The following is a 16326-nucleotide window of genomic DNA, read 5'->3' on the forward strand; positions in this document are numbered from 1 at the left end:
GGCGGGGCAATATCGCCCACTTGCGCCCACCTGCTGCCCTCTCGCCCGACGGAATATTTCCGCGCTTGCCAACAGGGCCAGTGCGGTTCAGAAAAACGGGGCAATAAGAAACGCGAGCGGAGACCTCTGTTTTGACCATCAAGGGCAAGGCCTACATTGCCGGGATCTACGAACACCCGACCCGGCATGCGCCGGACAAATCCACCGCCCAGCTCCACGCCGAGGTCGCCAAGGGCGCGATCGAGGATGCCGGGCTCAGCAAGGACGATGTCGACGGCTATTTCTGCGCGGGCGACGCGCCCGGCGGCGCCTGGCCGATGGTCGACTATCTCGGCCTCAACACCAAAAAGCTCCGCCACGTCGATTCCACCGAGACCGGCGGCTGTTCCTACATCATCCATCTCGGTCATGCCGCGGAAGCGATCGCGGCGGGCAAGTGCTCGATCGCGCTGATCACGCTGGCCGGCAAGCCGCGCACCGGCGTGATGCCGCCGCGCGCGGCCGGCGCGGAAGCCGATTTCGAGTCCGCTTACGGCGCGACTACGCATAATGCCTATGGCATGTGTGCCATGCGCCACATGCACGACTATGGCACCACCAGCGAGCAGCTCGCCTGGATCAAGGTCGCGGCCTCGCACCACGCGCAATACAATCCGCATGCAATGCTCAAGGACGTCGTCACGGTCGAGGACGTCTTGAACTCGCCGATGATCTCCGATCCCTTGCATCGCATGGATTGCTGCGTCGTCTCCGACGGCGGCGGCGCGCTGATCGTGACCACGCCCGAGATCGCCAGGAGCCTGAAGAAGCCGCTGGTCAAGCTGATCGGCCATGGCGAGGCGATGAAGGGACCGCGCGGCGGCAAGGATCTCGATCTCACATACTCCGCGGGCATCTGGTCCGGCCCGCGTGCGTTCGAGGAAGCCGGCATCACGCCGAAGGACATCAAATACGCCTCGATCTACGACAGCTTCACCATCACCGTCTTGATGCAGCTCGAGGACCTCGGCTTCTGCAAGAAGGGCGAGGGCGGCAAGTTTGTCGCCGACGGCAATCTGATCTCGGGCGTCGGCAAGCTGCCGTTCAACACCGACGGCGGCGGCCTCTGCAGCAACCATCCCGTCAACCGCGGCGGCATGACCAAGATCATCGAGGCCGTCAGGCAGCTGCGCGGCGAAGCGCATCCGAAGGTGCAGGTCAAGAATTGCGACCTCGCCATCGCCCACGGCACCGGCGGCCTTCTGGGCGTTCGCCACGCCGCCTCGACGGCCATTCTGGAGCGCGTGTGATGAGTGAAGCGAAAAAGTATCCGGCCCCGGTGACGAACCCCGAGACCGCCGCGTTTTGGGACGCAGCCAAGCAGGGCAAGTTCATGATCAAGCGCTGCACCGCGTGCGGCGAAGCGCACTACTTCCCGCGCTCGATCTGCCCGTTCTGCTACTCCGACAAGACGGTGTGGGAGGAGGCTTCGGGCGAGGGCACGATCTACACCTGGAGCTTGATGCGGAAGTCGCCGACCGGCCCTTACGCCATCGGCTACGTCACGCTGAAGGAAGGCCCCTCGGTGCAGACCAATTTCGTCGATTGCGATCTCGAGAAGCTGAAGATCGGCCAGAAGGTGAGAGTGGTGTTCAAGCCGACCGACGGCGCACCGCTGCCGTTCTTCACGCCGGCCTGAGGCGCTCTACCCATCCTACGAATTCTTCCTTCCCCCCTTGTGGGGGAAGGTGGCGCGAAGCGCCGGATGAGGGGTATCGCTCCGCGGAAAGACTTTCGATGCGGAGCTAACCCCTCACCCAAACGAGTTTACCGCACGGTTCTCGTGGCCCTCTCCCACAAGGGGAGAGGGCACATTAACGAGCGCCGCTGCTCGCTAAGAATGCCGGGAGGAAACCAAAAAATGTCCGCCAGATATGAAGAACTCAAAGGCCTGAAGAACATCGGCCAGAAATACGCCTACACCGATCGCGAGGTGATGCTCTACGCCTACGGCATCGGGCTCGGTGCCGATCCGATGGACGAGAACGAACTCGCCTTCGTCAACGAGGGCACGTTCACGCCGCGGCCGCTGAAGGTGGTGCCGACCTTTGCTTCCGTCGCGGCGTGGGGCTCGGGGCCGGGCGAGATGAACCTCAACCGCGTGATGGTGGTCGATGGCGAGCGCGACATCACCTTTCACCAGCCGCTGCCGGTGGCCGCGAACATCACCGCCGATTCCTCCGTGCTCGAGGTCTACGACAAGGGCAAGGACAAGGGTGTGGTGATCAGCCACCAGACCGTGCTGAAGAACGGGAAGGGCGAGAAGCTGGCGACGCTGGTCGCTTCGCGCTTCGCTCGCGGCGACGGCGGCTTTGGCGGGCCGAACCTGACCCAGCCCGATCCGCACAAGATCCCGGCGCGCGCGCCCGACAAGACGATCGACATCGTCACGCGTCCCGACCAGGCGCTGGTCTATCGGCTCTGCGGCGACCGCAACCCGCTGCATTCAGATCCTGAGTTTGCGAAGAAGGCCGGCTTCCCGCGCCCGATCCTGCACGGCATGTGCACCTACGGCATCACCTGCCGCGGCGTGCTCCAGACTTATGCCGATTACGACGCCTCCGCCTTCCGCCAGCACGTCGCGCGGTTCTCATCCCCGGTCTATCCCGGCGAGACCGTGACCATGGACCTCTGGAAGGACGGCAACACGATCTCGTTCGAAGCCAAGGTGAAGTCGCGCGGCGTCACCGTGATCAAGAACGGCAAGACGGTGCTGGGTTAGCTGCCTCCGTCATTCCGGGGCGCGCGAAGCGCGAACCCGGAATCTCGAGCTACAACCTCTGGATTCCGGGTTCAGCGCTGCGCGCTGCCCCGGAATGACAATAATAAAACAGGGAGAAGCCACCATGGGACTACTCGACGGCAAGGTCGCGCTGATCACTGGTGCGGGCGGCGGGCTCGGTGAGGCCTACGCGAAACTGTTCGCGCGGGAAGGGGCATCCGTCGTCGTCAATGACCTCGGTGGCCCCCGCGACGGCTCCGGCGCCGACAAGTCGATTGCACAGCTCGTGGTGGACGCGATCAAGGCGGAAGGCGGCAAGGCGGTCGCCAACGGCGCCGACATCTCCACCATGGAGGGCGGCCAGTCGGTGTTCGACGACGCCATCAAGCATTTCGGCCGCGCCGACATCCTCGTCAACAATGCCGGCATCTTGCGCGACCAGACCTTTGCCAAGGCCTCCGAGGCCGACTGGGACAAAGTCATCAAGGTGCACCTGAAGGGTACCTTTTGTTGCACCATGCCGGTGTTTCGCTGGATGCGGGAAAACGGTGGCGGCGTCATCGTCAACACCTCCTCGACATCAGGGCTGATCGGCAATTTCGGGCAGACCAATTACGGCGCGGCCAAGGGCGGCATCTGGGGCCTGTCCAACGTGCTGGCGATCGAGGGCCGCAAGTACAACATCCGGATCTGGACGCTGGCCCCGGGCGCCCTGACCCGCATGACCGCAGACCTGCCCCGCTATAAGGAGAACCCCTCGGCGGCGCTCGGGCCGGACGGCATCGCGCCGGCCGTGCTATACATGGTCAGCGACTTGTCGGGCGACCAGACCGGCAAGGTGTTGGGCGTGTCCGGGCCCCGCGGCGTGCGCGAAATGCGGATGATGGAAATGGAAGGCTGGAAACCGCCGCACTCGGGCTGGAATGCTCAGGACATCGTCGATCATGCCAAGGAGATCTTCTTCTCCGAGGAGCAGATCAAGATGGGGGCGCGGCGGTTTTAGCCGTTGTTGTCGTTCCGGGGCGGCTCGAAGAGCCGAACCCGGAACCTCGAGATTCCGGGTTCGCGCTGCGCGCGCCCCGGAATGACAGAGAAAGAGAGAGACTGATGAAACTGACCGCCGACGCCAAGGGCACCTTCGCAATCGCGCCGACGCCGTTCCACGACGACGGCCGGATCGACGAGCGCTCGATCGACCGCCTGACGGATTTCTACGAGGAGGTCGGCTGCGATGGCGTCACGGTGCTGGGCATCCTCGGTGAGGCGCCGAAGCTCGATGCCGCCGAGGCCGAGCAGGTCGCGGTTCGCTTCGTCAAGCGCGCCAAGAAGATGCAGGTGATCGTCGGCGTCTCCGCGCCGGGCTTTGCCACCATGCGTTCGCTGGCGAAGGCCTCGATGGATGCAGGCGCGGCCGGCGTGATGATCGCGCCGCCGCCCTCGCTTCGCACCGACGACCAGATCGTCGGCTATTTCAAGCAGGCGGCGGAAGCCATTGGCCCCGACGTGCCGTGGGTGCTCCAGGACTATCCGCTGACCCTGCAGGTGGTGTTCACGCCGGCGGTGATCCGCAAGATCGTCATGGACAATCCGAACTGCGTGATGCTCAAGCACGAGGACTGGCCGGGCCTGGAGAAGATCACGACGCTGCGCAACTTCCAGAAAGACGGCTCGCTTCGCCCGCTCTCGATCCTCTGCGGCAATGGCGGCACGTTCCTGGATTTCGAGATGGAGCGCGGCGCCGACGGCGCCATGACCGGCTATGCCTTCCCCGAACTTCTGATCGACGTCGTGAACCTCTCCAAGGCCGGCAAGCGCGATGCGGCGCATGATCTGTTCGACGCGCATCTGCCGCTGATCCGTTACGAGCAGCAGCCGGGGGCCGGCCTTGCGGTGCGCAAATACGTGCTGCAGAAGCGCGGTATCATCGCCTCCAGCGCGCAGCGCAAGCCGGGCGCCACCATCACGGCGACGGCGAAGGCCGAGGTCGAGTATCTGCTGTCGCGCGTTGCCCGCGTCGACAAGCGCGCCAATCTTGGCCCGCAATCCAGCGCTGCAGGTTAGGTAAATGGCCGAGACATCAGCATCACGCCCGGCGTCGACGATCCTTCTGCTCCGTGATGGAACGGAGGAGGTGGAAGTCTTCATGATGGTCCGCCATCATCAGATCGAGTTCAACTCGGGCGCGCTGGTGTTTCCCGGCGGCAGTGTCGATGCCGGCGACAACGAGATCGTCGCCCGCGCCGACCTGTATTCGGGCGGCGAGGGCCTGAGTGAATCGGACCGCGGCTTTCGTATTGCCGCGATCCGCGAAACCTTTGAAGAGAGCGGCATCCTGCTGGCGCGGTCGAAGGACACGGGCACGCCGGTCGATGCCAGGCGTGCCGGCGAACTCGCCGACAAGCATCGCGTCGCGCTCAACGAGCACAAGATCTCGTTCCTCAGCATCCTCGCCGACAACGGCCTCCAGCTCGCGCTCGACACGCTGGTGCCCTACGCACACTGGATCACGCCCGAGGGCATGCCGAAGCGGTTCGACACCTGGTTCTTCCTGGCCGCGGCGCCCCCGGACCAGCTCGGCGCGCATGACGGCCGCGAGTCGACCGACTCGATCTGGGTGTCGCCGCGCGAGGCGGTGGAGGGCGGGGAGAGCGGCCGCTTCAAGCTGCCGTTCCCGACCACGCGCAATCTGATCCGGCTTGCCAAGCAGGGCAGCGTGGATGCCGCGCTGGAGCACGCCCGCGGCATGTCCATCGTCACGGTGATGCCAGTGATGACCAAGACCGAAACCGGCCGCCAGCTCCGCATCCCCCGCGAGGCCGGCTATGACGGCGAGGTGTTCGAGGTCGGCGCGGTCGGCTGATACACTTCGACACGCAGCGAAGTATTGACGCTTGCGGACGCGCTAGGTTCCGTCCATCGCGGGATGGACGGAGCGCACAATGGACAACCCTCAGGACACCAACATCGCCGTCGAGCTGGTGCTGCTCGTCGCGCTCGCAACGCTGTGGGGCGGCTCCTACACCTTCATCAAGCTCGGCGTCGCCACCATTCCGCCGATCACGCTGATCGCGGCGCGCACCGCGATCGCCGGCCTGCTGCTGCTCATCGTCATGCGGGCGCGCGGCATCAAAATGCCGACGGATGCCGCGACCTGGCAGCGCTTCGCGTTCCAGGCCGTGCTCAACAGCGTCATCCCCTGGACGCTGATCGCCTGGGGCGAACGCCATGTCGATGCCGCGCTCGCCACCATCCTCAACTCGGCCGGGCCGATCTTCACCTTCCTGCTTACGGCGGTCGTGACCCGCCACGAGGCGACGACACCGCGAAAGCTGTTCGGCGTGGTCGCCGGCATGGCCGGCATCCTCCTGATTGTCGGCGTCGATACCGTCCACGACATCGGCAGCGGCATCATTGCGGAGGCCGCGATCGTCGCTGCCACCATCTGCTACGCCTGCGCCGCGATCTTCGGCCGCAGCTTCATGGGCCTCGACCCGATGGCGCCCGCCGCCGGCTCGCTGCTGGCGGGCGCGGCCGTCCTGATCCCGGCCTCGCTGGTTGTCGAGCAGCCCTGGACGCTATCGCCGTCGCTGAGTTCCGTGCTGGCGCTGTTCGCGCTCGCGGTGTTCTCGACCGCGGCGGCGTTCGCGATCTATTTCCGGCTGATCCAGACCCTGGGCTCGGTCGGGACCACCGCGCAGGCTTATCTGCGCGTGCCGATCGGGGTCGCCATCAGCGTCGCCTTCCTCGGCGAAACCCTGAGCCGGACCGCCTGGATCGGGCTGGCCTGCGTGGTTCTCGGCGTTGCCGCCATGACGATCCCGGCCTGGCGGCAGGCGAGCGTCAAAACGTCATAAAGCCGGCGAGGAGGGCGGGGCGAGAACCACGATATTAAGGATATTCCGAGGCGGGAGGCAGGTTCCCCCGGGCGTGCAATACGTCGTATATTGGGCTTCCAACAGCCCGGTCCCTCAACGCACCAATGTCCGCCGACTTGACGCCGCCCCCCGAGAAAAAGCGAATCTTCTCGCTGTCCATCGGCCAGCTTACGTTCGGAAGCTTCATCCTGGTGCTGGCGGTGATCATCGTCACCTCGACGGCGAGCGTGATCGCGATCCGGCACATCGACACGACCTTCGCCGAGTTGCAGCGGCTCCAGAGCGTCGGCGACCTTGCCGAGGACATCGACCGCCGCATGAACGAATTGCGCCTTGCCGCGCGCGACTTCGTCACCGATCCCGGCGCCGGGATCCAGTTCAAGCAGGTCGGTGAGGCGGCCTCGACGCTCAGCGACATCCTGAAGAAGACCCGCATCGAGCTCGCGCCCGAGCAGCAGGACATGATCGACGGGGTCACCGAGCGCCTTGCGACCTATCGCAACGGCCTCGAGCGGATCTCCACCCTGATCGACCGCCGCGCCCAGCTGCTCGCCGGCCTGCCGCCGCTGCGCGACCAGTTCGACGCCGCGGTCTCCGGCACCGCGGACCGCGAGCTCGCCTCCCGCCTGTCGGAGGCACAGAGCCGGATCGCGCTCGGGCTGCTCGCGCGTAATCCCTCCGCGGCCGAGCAGGCCGCGCAGAACATGCGGACGATGGACATCGCCGACGCCAAGCTCCGGACGGCCGTGAATGATTACGCCGAGGCGATCATGGCGGTCGCCGTCCGGGAGCGGCAGATCGCCGACATCGACCGCGAGGTGCTGGGCACCGAGGGCCGGCTGATCGGCCGCGTCACCGAATTGCTGCGCGAGGTCAGCGCAAGGCGCGGCCATGTGCTGTCGCGCGATTTCGCCCGCACGCTCACGGAGGCGCGGTGGCAGAGCATCGTGCTCGGCAGCATCGGCGTGCTGATCGGCATCCTCGCGGCCGGCTTCGTGGTGCGGCGGACGGTGCGTCCGCTAGCCCAGATCGCACGATCGATTCGCGCGCTTGCGGCCGGCCAGAAGGACACTTCGATCCCGTCCGCCGATGTCGACAACGAGATCGGCGACATCGCACGCGCCGCCGAAGTGTTCCGCCGCGCGCTGGAAGAAGCCGACACCGCGCGCGAGGCGGCGGTGCGCGCGCTCACCGAGCAGCGCCTCGCCGAAGAGAGCTATCGCAAACTGTTCGAGGGCTCGGTCGACGGCATCTATGTGACGACGCCGGCCGGCGACCTCCTCAACGCCAATCCGGCGCTGGCGCGGATGATGGGCTATGATAGCCCGCAGCACCTCATCGACAGCATCAACGACATCGCCCACACGATCTACGTCCACCCCGAGGCGCGCGTCGAGTATCAGCGGCTGATGCATCGCGACGGCATGGTGCGCGAGTTCGAGTACCAGGTGCGCCAGCGCAGCGGCGACATCCTCTGGCTTTCCGACAGTGCGACCGGCGTGCGGGACGAGCAGGGCAAGATCATCCGCTACGAGGGCACGCTGCGCGACATCACCGACCAGAAGCGGGCGGAAGACGCCATCGCCGAAGGCCGGCGCCTGCTCCAGCAGGTCATCGATACCGTGCCCGCGGTCATCAACGTCAAGGACCGTGAGCTGCGCTATGTGCTGATGAACCGCTACATGGCCGGCATCTTCGGCATCGAGCCTGGCGATGCGCTCGGTCGCACCACCGCGGACCTGATGTCGCGTTACGGCGCGGCCAAGACCGACGAGAATGACAAGCGCGTGCTGAGGCTACGCAAGGGTCTCGGCTTCTACGAGGAGGAGTACAAGGACGCCTCCGGCAACATGCGCCAATGGCTTGTCAACAAGCTGCCGCTGCTCGATGCCGAGGGCGAGATCGAGCGGATCGTCACGGTGGCGCTCGACATCGGCGAGCGCAAGCGCGGCGAGCAGGAGATGCGCAAGGCCAAGGAATCGGCGGAGACCGCGCTGCGCAATCTGCGCGAGACCCAGGCCTCGCTGATCGAGGCGGAGAAGCTCGCCGCGCTCGGACGGCTGGTCGCCGGCGTCGCTCACGAGGTCAACAATCCCGTCGGCATCAGCCTGACGGTCGCCTCCGCGCTGGAGCGCAAGACCGCGATGTTCACGTCCGAGGTCGAGCGCGGCGAGCTCCGCCGCTCGACGCTCAACGAGTTCCTCAACACCAGCCGCGACGCATCCTCGCAGCTGGTCTCCAATCTCAACCGCGCCGCCGAGCTGATCCAGTCGTTCAAGCAGGTCGCGGCCGACCGCAACTATTCGGACCAGCGCAGCTTCGATCTCGGCGACCTCACCGAGCAGGTGGTGATGAGCCTGCGGCCGGGCCTGCGCAAACACAATCTGACGCTCAACGTCGATTGCCAGCCCAACCTGACCATGAACAGCTATCCCGGCCCGTACGGGCAGGTGCTGACCAACCTGTTTCTCAATTCGGTGGCGCACGCCTTTCCCGACGGGCGTCCGGGGATCATCGACATCCAGGTGCGCGAGTCCGGCAAGGACAATGTCGAGATCATCTTCTCCGACAACGGCTGCGGCATGTCGCTCGACGTCCGCCGCCGCGCCTTTGATCCGTTCTTCACGACGCGGCGCGACCAGGGCGGCACCGGACTCGGGCTGCACATCGTCTACAGCATCGTCACCAACCGGCTCGGCGGCCGGCTCGATCTCGATTCCGAGCCGGGCGGGGGCACGCGCATCCAGATCATCCTGCCGCGCACGGCGCCGCTCGAGCAGGCTGCGGAATAGCTAGTCGACTTCGGCGAGCTTGTGCAAAGTAGCGCCGAAAATCAGGCTGGCCTTGCCGACGAGCGCCGTTCCCGTCATCTCCGCGCGCGTGTCCGTGTAGGTCCCACTGACGCCGATGCCGACCGGCGCCGGTCCGCCGAACAGCGGATTGTCGTCGCCCCGCGGTGAGGTGTGCCGCTGCACCAGCACCTCGCCTTTGAAGGAGTGATCATCCTTCACCACGTAGCTGCCGGTGTAATAGAGGTAGGCATCGCCGCCAAGGATCTTGCCGTCGCGGAAAAGAATCACGCCGCTGCCCTTGCCCGCTCGACCATCGAGCAGGTTCACGTGGATCGAATAGAGGCCGTTCTTCATAACGTCCCGCAGGCCGGCCGCCATCGCCCAATGGCGTAACCGGTAGAGCTTTTATGCCAAAGCGTATCCCCTCGCGCAACGCGGCAGTTTGCCGGCCGGCAAGCTATTCCGTGGCGCGGACCGTAATTGTCCCGGCTTGTCTATGACGCGGTTATGACGGTCTCATCATGAGGCGAGGCCCGTCGTTGCGAATCAAGTTGGCCCGCGAAATGCATAACCATTGTTGCACTGGCCGCGGGGTGCTGGAGCAAGACAAACGTGAGCAACTGGATCGATTCCGGCGGCGATCAGCCGCGTCTGTACAGTGCGCGTCCCACGAATTGCGAAAGCGAACGACGGCGGATAGGCAGCGCGGTACGCTGGCGAAGCGTGACGAAGCTGGCATGCGCCTCGGCCTTGATCGCGCTAGCAGCCCCCTTCGGGCACGCCCGTGACCGCGGCCAGTTCGTCAACACCAATGCGGATTTGAAGGCCTGGTTCGACGGCCTGCGAAGCGGCAAGGGGCCGTGCTGCTCCGATGCCGACGGCTCGGCGCTCTCGGACACCGACTGGGACAGCAAGGACGGGCACTATCGTGTCCGCGTCCCGCGCTATGGCTACGCGCTCGAGGGCCAGAAGCAGGAACTCGTCTGGGTCGACGTGCCTGAGGAGGCCGTGATCTCGGAGCCGAACCGGGTCGGGCGTACCATGGTGTGGCCGATCTACGGCTATATGGGCGTCACCATCCGTTGCTTCATGCCCGGCAGCATGACTTAGCTGCGCCAGGCGGCACGCCGCCTGGTCTCGCTGATGGCCGATGTGGCGTGCGCCGTGTCAGGTGTATTTCTTGTCGCGCTCGAGCAGCTCGACGGAAATTCCTTCGGGGCCACGGATGAAGCAGATGCGTACGCCGGGCCGGATCGTCGTCGGCTCACGCGTGAACGTGACGCCCTTGGCCTTGATCTCGGCCGCGACGGCGTCGATATCCTTCACCGTGAGTCCGAAATGGTCGAGGCCCTGGTGCGGATGCAGCGGCGGCGGACTGACGGCGTTGTCACCCTCGAGCGGAGCGATGAAGATCCTGGCACCGCCGAGGTTCACGTCGATCCGTCCGGGCGCGCGCACGATCTCGCCACCGAGGATGTCCCGCAGCCAGGTCGCCGTGGCCTCCGGATCGGGGCTGCGCAGGTGGACGTGATCCCAGGTGACGGCGATTGGCATTTCATGTTCTCCCAACAGGGTCTTTCGATATTGCGGCGCATGTAAGCGACCCCAGCCGGTGATCGCCACCGTCCTTGCCGACTCGCTTGAAGCGCGGGAACCTTAGTTCGTCTCCCGGATTAAGGTAAGCAGTGGCCCAGTCCGCCGTCGAACCTTCTGCGGCCACGATCGGTGATACAGCCATGAGCGCAGGGCTTGAGCGGGTCGGGTTGGGACGCTTCGCCGCCATTGGTGAGCGCACGGCGCGGGTCGTGACGGTCGCGAGCGTATCATTTGGCCGAAGCATTCTGTGGCTGCTGGCCGCCATCATCGTGGGCTGCGGCGTCTGGATGCTGCTGCCGCTCTCCAAAGGCAACAGCGCTGAACCGGTGAAGCCGGAGTTGGCATCCGTCGAGATGGCGCCTTCGGGCGATGCGGCAGTTGCGGTCACGCCGGGGTCCGAAGCCCAGGCTGCGGCAGAACTCGACCGTCTCAGGATTTCCTCCCAGACCTGGCGCCGCGGCGGCCTTGGCTCGAAGGCGCTGGTGACGTTCACGCTGCGAAATGACAATGACTATGCCGTAAAGGATTTGGCGATCGTTTGCGCGTTCGCACGGCGCGACGGCAGTCATCTCACCGACCGCAGCCGCGTTCTGGCCGACACGGTCAGCATGAAGAGCCGCAAGACCTTTGCGCGCATCCCTGTCGGCTACGTCAACGTCAATGCCGATCAGGCGAAGTGTTCGCTGGTTGCAGCCCGTCGCGCGTAAAGGGCGGCATTTTCGGGTAGCGGAAAAGTTACCCTTACCGGGCCTTGGCAGAAAAACCTGGGGTTGCCATTTGAACCAAAGGGCTGGGCCAGGAACCAATTATAGTATCGCCTGTTAAGGCGGAGTGCCCACGCGGGGATTGCGGGGGGCGGAGCGCGGCCAATGCCCATCTTTCGGTATTTCATGTTTGTCGGCGGAGCGTTGCTCGCACTGCTGTTTGCGGTGAACTTCGTTGTGCCGGCCTCGCCCGTGACGCCAGTCGTCGCGACCGCAAGCAATGACCAGCCGTTGATCCGGATCCGGTCCGATCGGCACCTGCCTGAGCGCGTCGTGCTCGACACCACCCAGCCGACGATTGCCCCGCCCGCGATGAAGACCGCAGCCGCAGCTGTCGTTGCGCCTCAGCCGCCGGTGCAGGATGCCGCCTCGGCGGCGCTCGCCGAGATGTCGGCCAAGGCGCGGGTGCGCGAGACGTTCGCCCAGTTCACGCCGGGCTCGAAGGCTGATGCCGTTGCAGCCAAGAAGACGGCTCAGGCCCAGGCGGAGGTACCGGCTGCATCTTCGCCCCGGGCTCAGCCCAAGCGCAAGATCGCAAGGGCGCATCCGGCGCCGCAGTATTATGGTGGGCCACAGTTTGGTGGGCCACAATACGGCCGGCCGATGATGGTGGCCCAGCAGCCGCATTTCGGCCTCTTCAACACGACCTGGTGAGAGCGCCTCTGACCCGTCTCGAAACGAGACGGGAAGGGCTTTTTATTGGCCAGCCTCTCTGCTAATTCGAACGCGTCCGAACGCCGCCGGTACGCTGGTTCGCCAGCAACGGTGCGGCGCTTCTCGGTTGCGGCCCGATGTACGGGCCGGGGCGCTCGTAGCTCAGCTGGATAGAGCATCGGATTTCGATTCCGAGGGTCGGAGGTTCGAATCCTTCCGAGCGCGCCAGCCTTGATGTTCCGGATATGTTCCGAAGTGGCGTCGATGCCGGTCAGCGTCGCACGGCTTGCGGCGTCAGCTTGTCGGAAGCCCGATCTGCCGCCCCCGCGCCAGCGTGTCCGAGGGCGCCTCGTGGAAGGTCGCACGGTAGGCCGCGGCAAACTCGCCCATGTGATGGAAACCCTGGGCGCGTGCGCAGGTGGCAACGGTGGCGCCGCCGCCTTTGAGCAGCCGGGCGCGTGTTGCCCACAGCCTCTTCAGGCGGATGTACTGGTGCAGGCTCATGCCGCGCACCTTGCTGACTGCGCCGCCGAGCGTCCGGATCGAGACGCCGAACTCGCCGGCGAGGTCGGCCGTATAGATCGGAGCGGTCGGATAGGCCGCGACGTATTCGTCGATCCACTGCACGAGCTTGGCCGACCGCCCGCCCTGGACCGAGGTGCTCCGCTCCGGTCGCGCGTCGATCCGAAACAAATCGTCGAGCGCGAGCAGCAGGCCTTCCTGGAGATGAGCGGCGGCCTCGGTGGTCTCGAACAGGAGCGGCTGCACCGACGCGGTTCGCAGGATGTCGAGCAGGAGTTGCCGTGTGTGCAGCAGGGCCGGCCGGTTCGCGACATAGGCCCGCAAATCGTCGGCATGATCGAACCAGCCCCGGTCTTTCAGGCCTGGAGAGAAGATGATCATCGCATGATAGTTCGTGCGGGGTTCGACGAAATGGCATTCGTCGTTGCCGCGGAGCGCAACGAAGAAGCGCGCGTCGAGATCCATTCCCTTGGAATTGACCAGAAGGTCGTCGGTCATCGACAGGATCACCATCCCGCCCGGCATGCGATAGGCGGTGTCGAGGATGCGCGCGAACGATCTCATCACGATGATGCGGCACGCCGGCAGAGAGACGACGGCGCGAGCGGCCGCGAAGTTCGGGACGTCGAGCGGAATGCTTCGAGCGTCCTCCATCGACTCGATCGGCCGAAAGGCATCGACATCGGCAAAGTCGATCAGTTGAAGCGCGGAGGACGGGGCGAAGGCGTCGAACATGCGTCTGGCCGGCTGCTGCAATGTGACAATAAAATGAACGTCGGTACATCGCCATCAATGGCGAAACATCGCGCTTCAGTAAACCGGATTCCGGGCCGTAGTATTGCGGACATCATGCCAAGGCGTCCGTCAGATCATTGTCACCGTCAACGTTCCCGGTTCATCGGTTGGCCGGAGGCGAGGTCGATGAAATGGATGCGCGTGCAGGCGGGGCAGACGAAGGACTCGAAGCTCCGTCCCTCCGGTATCTGCTGCTTCTCCAGATGCGTCTGCACATTCATGCCCGTCTGGGGGCATCGAAAAACAATCAGGTCGGCCATCGTCGCAGAATGTCGGCGCGGCGAATTTTTCTCTTTGATCTAGATCAGTTTTGGAATTGCTCCAGACCGGCCGAACAGGCGCGCGTGGACCATCCGCGATCTTGCAAAAGCGAAGGGGCCCCGAGGGCCCCTTCGAATGTTACCAGCGGCGATAGCCGTAACCATAATAGCGCGGGCCGTAGCCGCCGTAGTAGCGCGGCGGTCCATAATATCGGGGGCCGTAGTACGGCCGCGGGCCGTAATATCCATAATAGTTCGGACGCCAGAAACAGCGCCCCCAAGCATCGCAGACCATGCGGACCTGCTCGACGTCGGAGACCTGCGGGACCGCAGGTGCAGGCGCGATGGGCATGGCGGACGCCGCCGGCGATGCCGCGAGGGCACCGAACAGGGACGCGGCGACGAGGCCAATCTTCAGATTCATAATGTCTTCCTCCGCTTACGCGATGCAGGATATCGAAGTTGTTCTGATCAAATTGTGGCGGAACCGAAATGTAATGCTGATGAACAAATCTTCAGTTGCTCCGCCGCGGGTCTGATCCCAGCTCTGCCAGATTACTCCAGCTCCGCGCTTCTGGCCACGTCGTGCTTGCCTCGCGGCCGCATCGCGGGACGTCGCCACCAACCTTGATCCTGCGCAATTCATCTTCGAGGCTTCCTCCCTAGTCTTGTCGCCGTGGGCCGTCCTTCGCGGAATACGAAGAGCGTTCGGCCGGTCGTCCGCATCGGTCCGGGGCCCACTGTTTGCTTGGAGCTGTGCAATGGACAAGATGAGAATCGACAAGGGTGACTGGTTGGTCGTGTGCGACGGGCGCAAGGCGCTCATTCTGGAAAACCTCGGCGACGAGATGTTTCCGAACCTGCACACCAGGGAGGTGCACGAGCAGCCCAATCCCCCGACGAGCGCACAAGGGAGCGATGCGCCGGGCCGATTGCATGGCGCAGCCGGCGGTGCGCGCAGCTCGGTCGAGCAGACCGATTGGCACGATGAGGCCGAGCGCGCCTTCCTGCGCGGCCTGGCCAGCCGGCTCGACGCCGCGGTCAGCTCGGGCGAGACGTCGGCCCTGACCATGGTGGCCTCGCCGCGTGCGCTCGGCATGATCCGCGCCGATTATTCGGACGTCGTGCGCAAGGCGCTTCAGGGCGAGGTGGGCAAGGACCTCGTCAAGCTGCCGGTCTACGAGATCGAGAAGCAATTGCTGCTGTCGGGCGCCGCCAGATAGGGACGCCCGCAGCGGACGCGCCGGCGCCCCTCAGAAGCAGGGGTGCCGGCGGCGGTCCTGGCCGACATAGGCGGCCGCGCTCTGGTAGCAGCGGTTGGTCGAGGGGCCGTCGTAATAGGCGAAGGTGCCGGGGGTGATACCGGGGCCGTAATTGTGCAGATGGCTGATCGGGTAGGGCAGCGGGTTGACGTAGGAGCGGTGGTACCGGTGATGTCCCCGCGCTTCCGCGAGACCAGGGGCTAGGATTGCGGCCGACAGGGCAGCAACCGCGGCTACAAGCTTCAACTTGCTCATCTCGATTCTCCGGAACCCGCGCGAATAGGTCGTCCGGTTATAGCCATTTCAAGCCGCCAGGACACCTGTCCGGCGGCCGGAAAACGGGGCCAGTCCCGCCGATTCCCGGGTGGGTGTGACAGAATTGCCGGAAGTGCGGCCGGACCCTGCCCATTTTTGGCCTTTTCGGGATGCTTAACGAATTCCCCACACAAGTATGACCAAAGAGAATTCAGTTTAGAATCCTGTTGCCGGCCCTTTGGGGGTCCTTCGAGGCCGGTCCCATTCCTGAAGGCTTTCGTCGTCCGCCGCCATGCGCATCACGCTTTTGAGCCTGCTGTTGCTCTGCCTCGCCGCCGCCACGCCGGCGCGGGCCGAGCTGCACATTACCCGCGACCATGGCGGCTATGTCGAGGAGTACAAGGCCAAGTACAAGCGTGTCCGCGAGAAGGGCGAGCGCGTCATCATCGACGGCATCTGCAATTCGGCCTGCACGCTCGTGCTCGGCATCGTGCCGATGAACAAGATCTGCGTAACGCCGCGCGCCAGCCTCGGCTTCCATCAGGCCTATTACGACAAGGCCTTCACCTTCGGCATCAAGGTCACCAGCTCGGAAGGGACGTCCGACCTGATGTCCTACTATCCTGACACGGTGAAGGACTGGATCCGCCGCAATGGCGGGCTCACCACCGACATGAAGAAGATCAAGAACGGCGTCGAGCTCTGGAAGATCATCGACCCCTGTCCGGAAGAATGGTGAGCGGCTGATCCGAGCCGCTGCCGCTGCCGCTCGTCGCAGCGCAGCATCGCT

Annotated in this window: 19 protein-coding genes and 1 tRNA gene; 14 read left to right on the forward strand and 6 right to left on the reverse strand. The window is 64.9% G+C overall.

The window, feature by feature from the left end; genetic code table 11:
* The first annotated feature begins 131 nt into the window (after positions 1-131).
* The 8 genes from ACVWW6_RS24725 to ACVWW6_RS24760 all read left to right on the forward strand — a co-directional run bounded on the left by ACVWW6_RS24725 (position 132) and on the right by ACVWW6_RS24760 (position 9428).
* Entirely contained in the window at positions 132-1289 is a 1158-nt protein-coding gene (locus tag ACVWW6_RS24725; RefSeq protein ID WP_060912572.1) for a thiolase domain-containing protein, read from the forward strand.
* Complete coding sequence (locus ACVWW6_RS24730) at positions 1289-1678, forward strand: Zn-ribbon domain-containing OB-fold protein (protein ID WP_011088090.1); 390 nt, start codon at positions 1289-1291, stop codon at positions 1676-1678. Before ACVWW6_RS24725 ends, ACVWW6_RS24730 begins: the two co-directional genes overlap by 1 nt.
* 222 nt (positions 1679-1900) lie before the next feature.
* Entirely contained in the window at positions 1901-2761 is an 861-nt protein-coding gene (locus ACVWW6_RS24735) for a MaoC family dehydratase (RefSeq protein ID WP_060912571.1), read from the forward strand.
* A gap of 124 nt (positions 2762-2885) precedes the next feature.
* Positions 2886-3764, forward strand: coding sequence for an SDR family oxidoreductase (locus ACVWW6_RS24740; protein ID WP_182871939.1), 879 nt, complete (start codon positions 2886-2888; stop codon positions 3762-3764).
* A 104-nt stretch (positions 3765-3868) separates the two neighbouring features.
* Entirely contained in the window at positions 3869-4822 is a 954-nt protein-coding gene (locus ACVWW6_RS24745) for a dihydrodipicolinate synthase family protein (RefSeq protein ID WP_011088087.1), read from the forward strand.
* Between the two features lie 4 nt (positions 4823-4826).
* Entirely contained in the window at positions 4827-5621 is a 795-nt protein-coding gene (locus ACVWW6_RS24750; protein ID WP_028171423.1) for an NUDIX hydrolase, read from the forward strand.
* A gap of 79 nt (positions 5622-5700) precedes the next feature.
* Positions 5701-6615 carry a DMT family transporter gene (locus ACVWW6_RS24755; RefSeq protein ID WP_456681509.1) on the forward strand — a complete coding sequence of 305 codons (915 nt, stop codon included), beginning with the start codon at positions 5701-5703 and terminating at the stop codon, positions 6613-6615.
* A gap of 125 nt (positions 6616-6740) precedes the next feature.
* Positions 6741-9428 (forward strand): PAS domain S-box protein, encoded by a 2688-nt coding sequence (locus ACVWW6_RS24760; protein WP_456681510.1) that lies wholly within the window; start codon positions 6741-6743, stop codon positions 9426-9428.
* Here ACVWW6_RS24760 and ACVWW6_RS24765 read toward each other — a convergent pair whose 3' ends face one another.
* Entirely contained in the window at positions 9429-9782 is a 354-nt protein-coding gene (locus ACVWW6_RS24765) for a GrlR family regulatory protein (RefSeq protein WP_028171426.1), read from the reverse strand. It abuts the gene before it with no gap.
* A 258-nt stretch (positions 9783-10040) separates the two neighbouring features.
* Here ACVWW6_RS24765 and ACVWW6_RS24770 point away from each other — a divergent pair, with 258 nt between their 5' ends.
* A complete protein-coding gene (locus ACVWW6_RS24770; protein WP_456681511.1) occupies positions 10041-10538 on the forward strand; it encodes a hypothetical protein in 498 nt (165 codons plus the stop codon).
* Positions 10539-10595: 57 nt separating this feature from the next.
* Here the strand turns inward: ACVWW6_RS24770 and ACVWW6_RS24775 are convergent, their stop codons facing one another.
* The gene (locus ACVWW6_RS24775) at positions 10596-10982 is read right to left on the reverse strand and encodes a VOC family protein (protein WP_011088081.1); all 387 of its coding nucleotides are present in this window, start codon (positions 10980-10982) and stop codon (positions 10596-10598) included.
* Positions 10983-11164: 182 nt separating this feature from the next.
* On the opposite strand from ACVWW6_RS24775, the gene ACVWW6_RS24780 reads away from it, so the two are divergent.
* The 3 genes from ACVWW6_RS24780 to ACVWW6_RS24790 all read left to right on the forward strand — a co-directional run bounded on the left by ACVWW6_RS24780 (position 11165) and on the right by ACVWW6_RS24790 (position 12670).
* Positions 11165-11731, forward strand: a complete 567-nt coding sequence (locus ACVWW6_RS24780) for a hypothetical protein (protein WP_038967079.1) — start codon at positions 11165-11167, stop codon at positions 11729-11731.
* 162 nt (positions 11732-11893) lie between these two features.
* Complete coding sequence (locus tag ACVWW6_RS24785) at positions 11894-12442, forward strand: hypothetical protein (protein ID WP_304565630.1); 549 nt, start codon at positions 11894-11896, stop codon at positions 12440-12442.
* Positions 12443-12593: 151 nt separating this feature from the next.
* Positions 12594-12670: transfer RNA gene (locus ACVWW6_RS24790), tRNA-Arg, on the forward strand.
* Positions 12671-12736: 66 nt separating this feature from the next.
* Here ACVWW6_RS24790 and ACVWW6_RS24795 read toward each other — a convergent pair.
* The 3 genes from ACVWW6_RS24795 to ACVWW6_RS24805 form a co-directional block, all read right to left on the reverse strand.
* Complete coding sequence (locus tag ACVWW6_RS24795) at positions 12737-13699, reverse strand: AraC family transcriptional regulator (RefSeq protein WP_271611976.1); 963 nt, start codon at positions 13697-13699, stop codon at positions 12737-12739.
* Positions 13700-13845: 146 nt separating this feature from the next.
* Entirely contained in the window at positions 13846-14019 is a 174-nt protein-coding gene (locus tag ACVWW6_RS24800; protein ID WP_011088072.1) for a zinc ribbon domain-containing protein, read from the reverse strand.
* 139 nt (positions 14020-14158) lie between these two features.
* A complete protein-coding gene (locus ACVWW6_RS24805; protein WP_028171430.1) occupies positions 14159-14443 on the reverse strand; it encodes a hypothetical protein in 285 nt (94 codons plus the stop codon).
* 337 nt (positions 14444-14780) lie between these two features.
* On the opposite strand from ACVWW6_RS24805, the gene ACVWW6_RS24810 reads away from it, so the two are divergent.
* A complete protein-coding gene (locus ACVWW6_RS24810) occupies positions 14781-15242 on the forward strand; it encodes a host attachment protein (protein ID WP_028171431.1) in 462 nt (153 codons plus the stop codon).
* 30 nt (positions 15243-15272) lie between these two features.
* Here the strand turns inward: ACVWW6_RS24810 and ACVWW6_RS24815 are convergent, their stop codons facing one another.
* The gene (locus tag ACVWW6_RS24815; RefSeq protein ID WP_456681512.1) at positions 15273-15536 is read right to left on the reverse strand and encodes a hypothetical protein; all 264 of its coding nucleotides are present in this window, start codon (positions 15534-15536) and stop codon (positions 15273-15275) included.
* Positions 15537-15828: 292 nt separating this feature from the next.
* Between ACVWW6_RS24815 and ACVWW6_RS24820 the strand changes: the two genes are divergently transcribed.
* Positions 15829-16275, forward strand: a complete 447-nt coding sequence (locus ACVWW6_RS24820) for a hypothetical protein (RefSeq protein ID WP_011088070.1) — start codon at positions 15829-15831, stop codon at positions 16273-16275.
* The last annotated feature ends 51 nt before the right edge of the window (positions 16276-16326 follow it).

The sequence above is a fragment of the Bradyrhizobium sp. USDA 3311 genome (assembly GCF_054062495.1).

What these genes read in the sequence shown, in the direction of transcription:
- ACVWW6_RS24780 (WP_038967079.1), top strand. Translation starts at nt 11,165, where the DNA reads ATGAGCGCAGGGCTTGAGCGGGTCGGGTTGGGACGCTTCGCCGCCATT.
- ACVWW6_RS24800 (WP_011088072.1), bottom strand. Translation starts at nt 14,019, where the DNA reads ATGGCCGACCTGATTGTTTTTCGATGCCCCCAGACGGGCATGAATGTG.
- ACVWW6_RS24740 (WP_182871939.1), top strand. Translation starts at nt 2,886, where the DNA reads ATGGGACTACTCGACGGCAAGGTCGCGCTGATCACTGGTGCGGGCGGC.
- ACVWW6_RS24765 (WP_028171426.1), bottom strand. Translation starts at nt 9,782, where the DNA reads ATGAAGAACGGCCTCTATTCGATCCACGTGAACCTGCTCGATGGTCGA.
- ACVWW6_RS24805 (WP_028171430.1), bottom strand. Translation starts at nt 14,443, where the DNA reads ATGAATCTGAAGATTGGCCTCGTCGCCGCGTCCCTGTTCGGTGCCCTC.
- ACVWW6_RS24750 (WP_028171423.1), top strand. Translation starts at nt 4,827, where the DNA reads ATGGCCGAGACATCAGCATCACGCCCGGCGTCGACGATCCTTCTGCTC.
- ACVWW6_RS24730 (WP_011088090.1), top strand. Translation starts at nt 1,289, where the DNA reads ATGAGTGAAGCGAAAAAGTATCCGGCCCCGGTGACGAACCCCGAGACC.
- ACVWW6_RS24755 (WP_456681509.1), top strand. Translation starts at nt 5,701, where the DNA reads ATGGACAACCCTCAGGACACCAACATCGCCGTCGAGCTGGTGCTGCTC.
- ACVWW6_RS24810 (WP_028171431.1), top strand. Translation starts at nt 14,781, where the DNA reads ATGGACAAGATGAGAATCGACAAGGGTGACTGGTTGGTCGTGTGCGAC.
- ACVWW6_RS24815 (WP_456681512.1), bottom strand. Translation starts at nt 15,536, where the DNA reads ATGAGCAAGTTGAAGCTTGTAGCCGCGGTTGCTGCCCTGTCGGCCGCA.
- ACVWW6_RS24760 (WP_456681510.1), top strand. Translation starts at nt 6,741, where the DNA reads ATGTCCGCCGACTTGACGCCGCCCCCCGAGAAAAAGCGAATCTTCTCG.
- ACVWW6_RS24745 (WP_011088087.1), top strand. Translation starts at nt 3,869, where the DNA reads ATGAAACTGACCGCCGACGCCAAGGGCACCTTCGCAATCGCGCCGACG.
- ACVWW6_RS24785 (WP_304565630.1), top strand. Translation starts at nt 11,894, where the DNA reads ATGCCCATCTTTCGGTATTTCATGTTTGTCGGCGGAGCGTTGCTCGCA.
- ACVWW6_RS24775 (WP_011088081.1), bottom strand. Translation starts at nt 10,982, where the DNA reads ATGCCAATCGCCGTCACCTGGGATCACGTCCACCTGCGCAGCCCCGAT.
- ACVWW6_RS24735 (WP_060912571.1), top strand. Translation starts at nt 1,901, where the DNA reads ATGTCCGCCAGATATGAAGAACTCAAAGGCCTGAAGAACATCGGCCAG.
- ACVWW6_RS24795 (WP_271611976.1), bottom strand. Translation starts at nt 13,699, where the DNA reads ATGTTCGACGCCTTCGCCCCGTCCTCCGCGCTTCAACTGATCGACTTT.
- ACVWW6_RS24820 (WP_011088070.1), top strand. Translation starts at nt 15,829, where the DNA reads ATGCGCATCACGCTTTTGAGCCTGCTGTTGCTCTGCCTCGCCGCCGCC.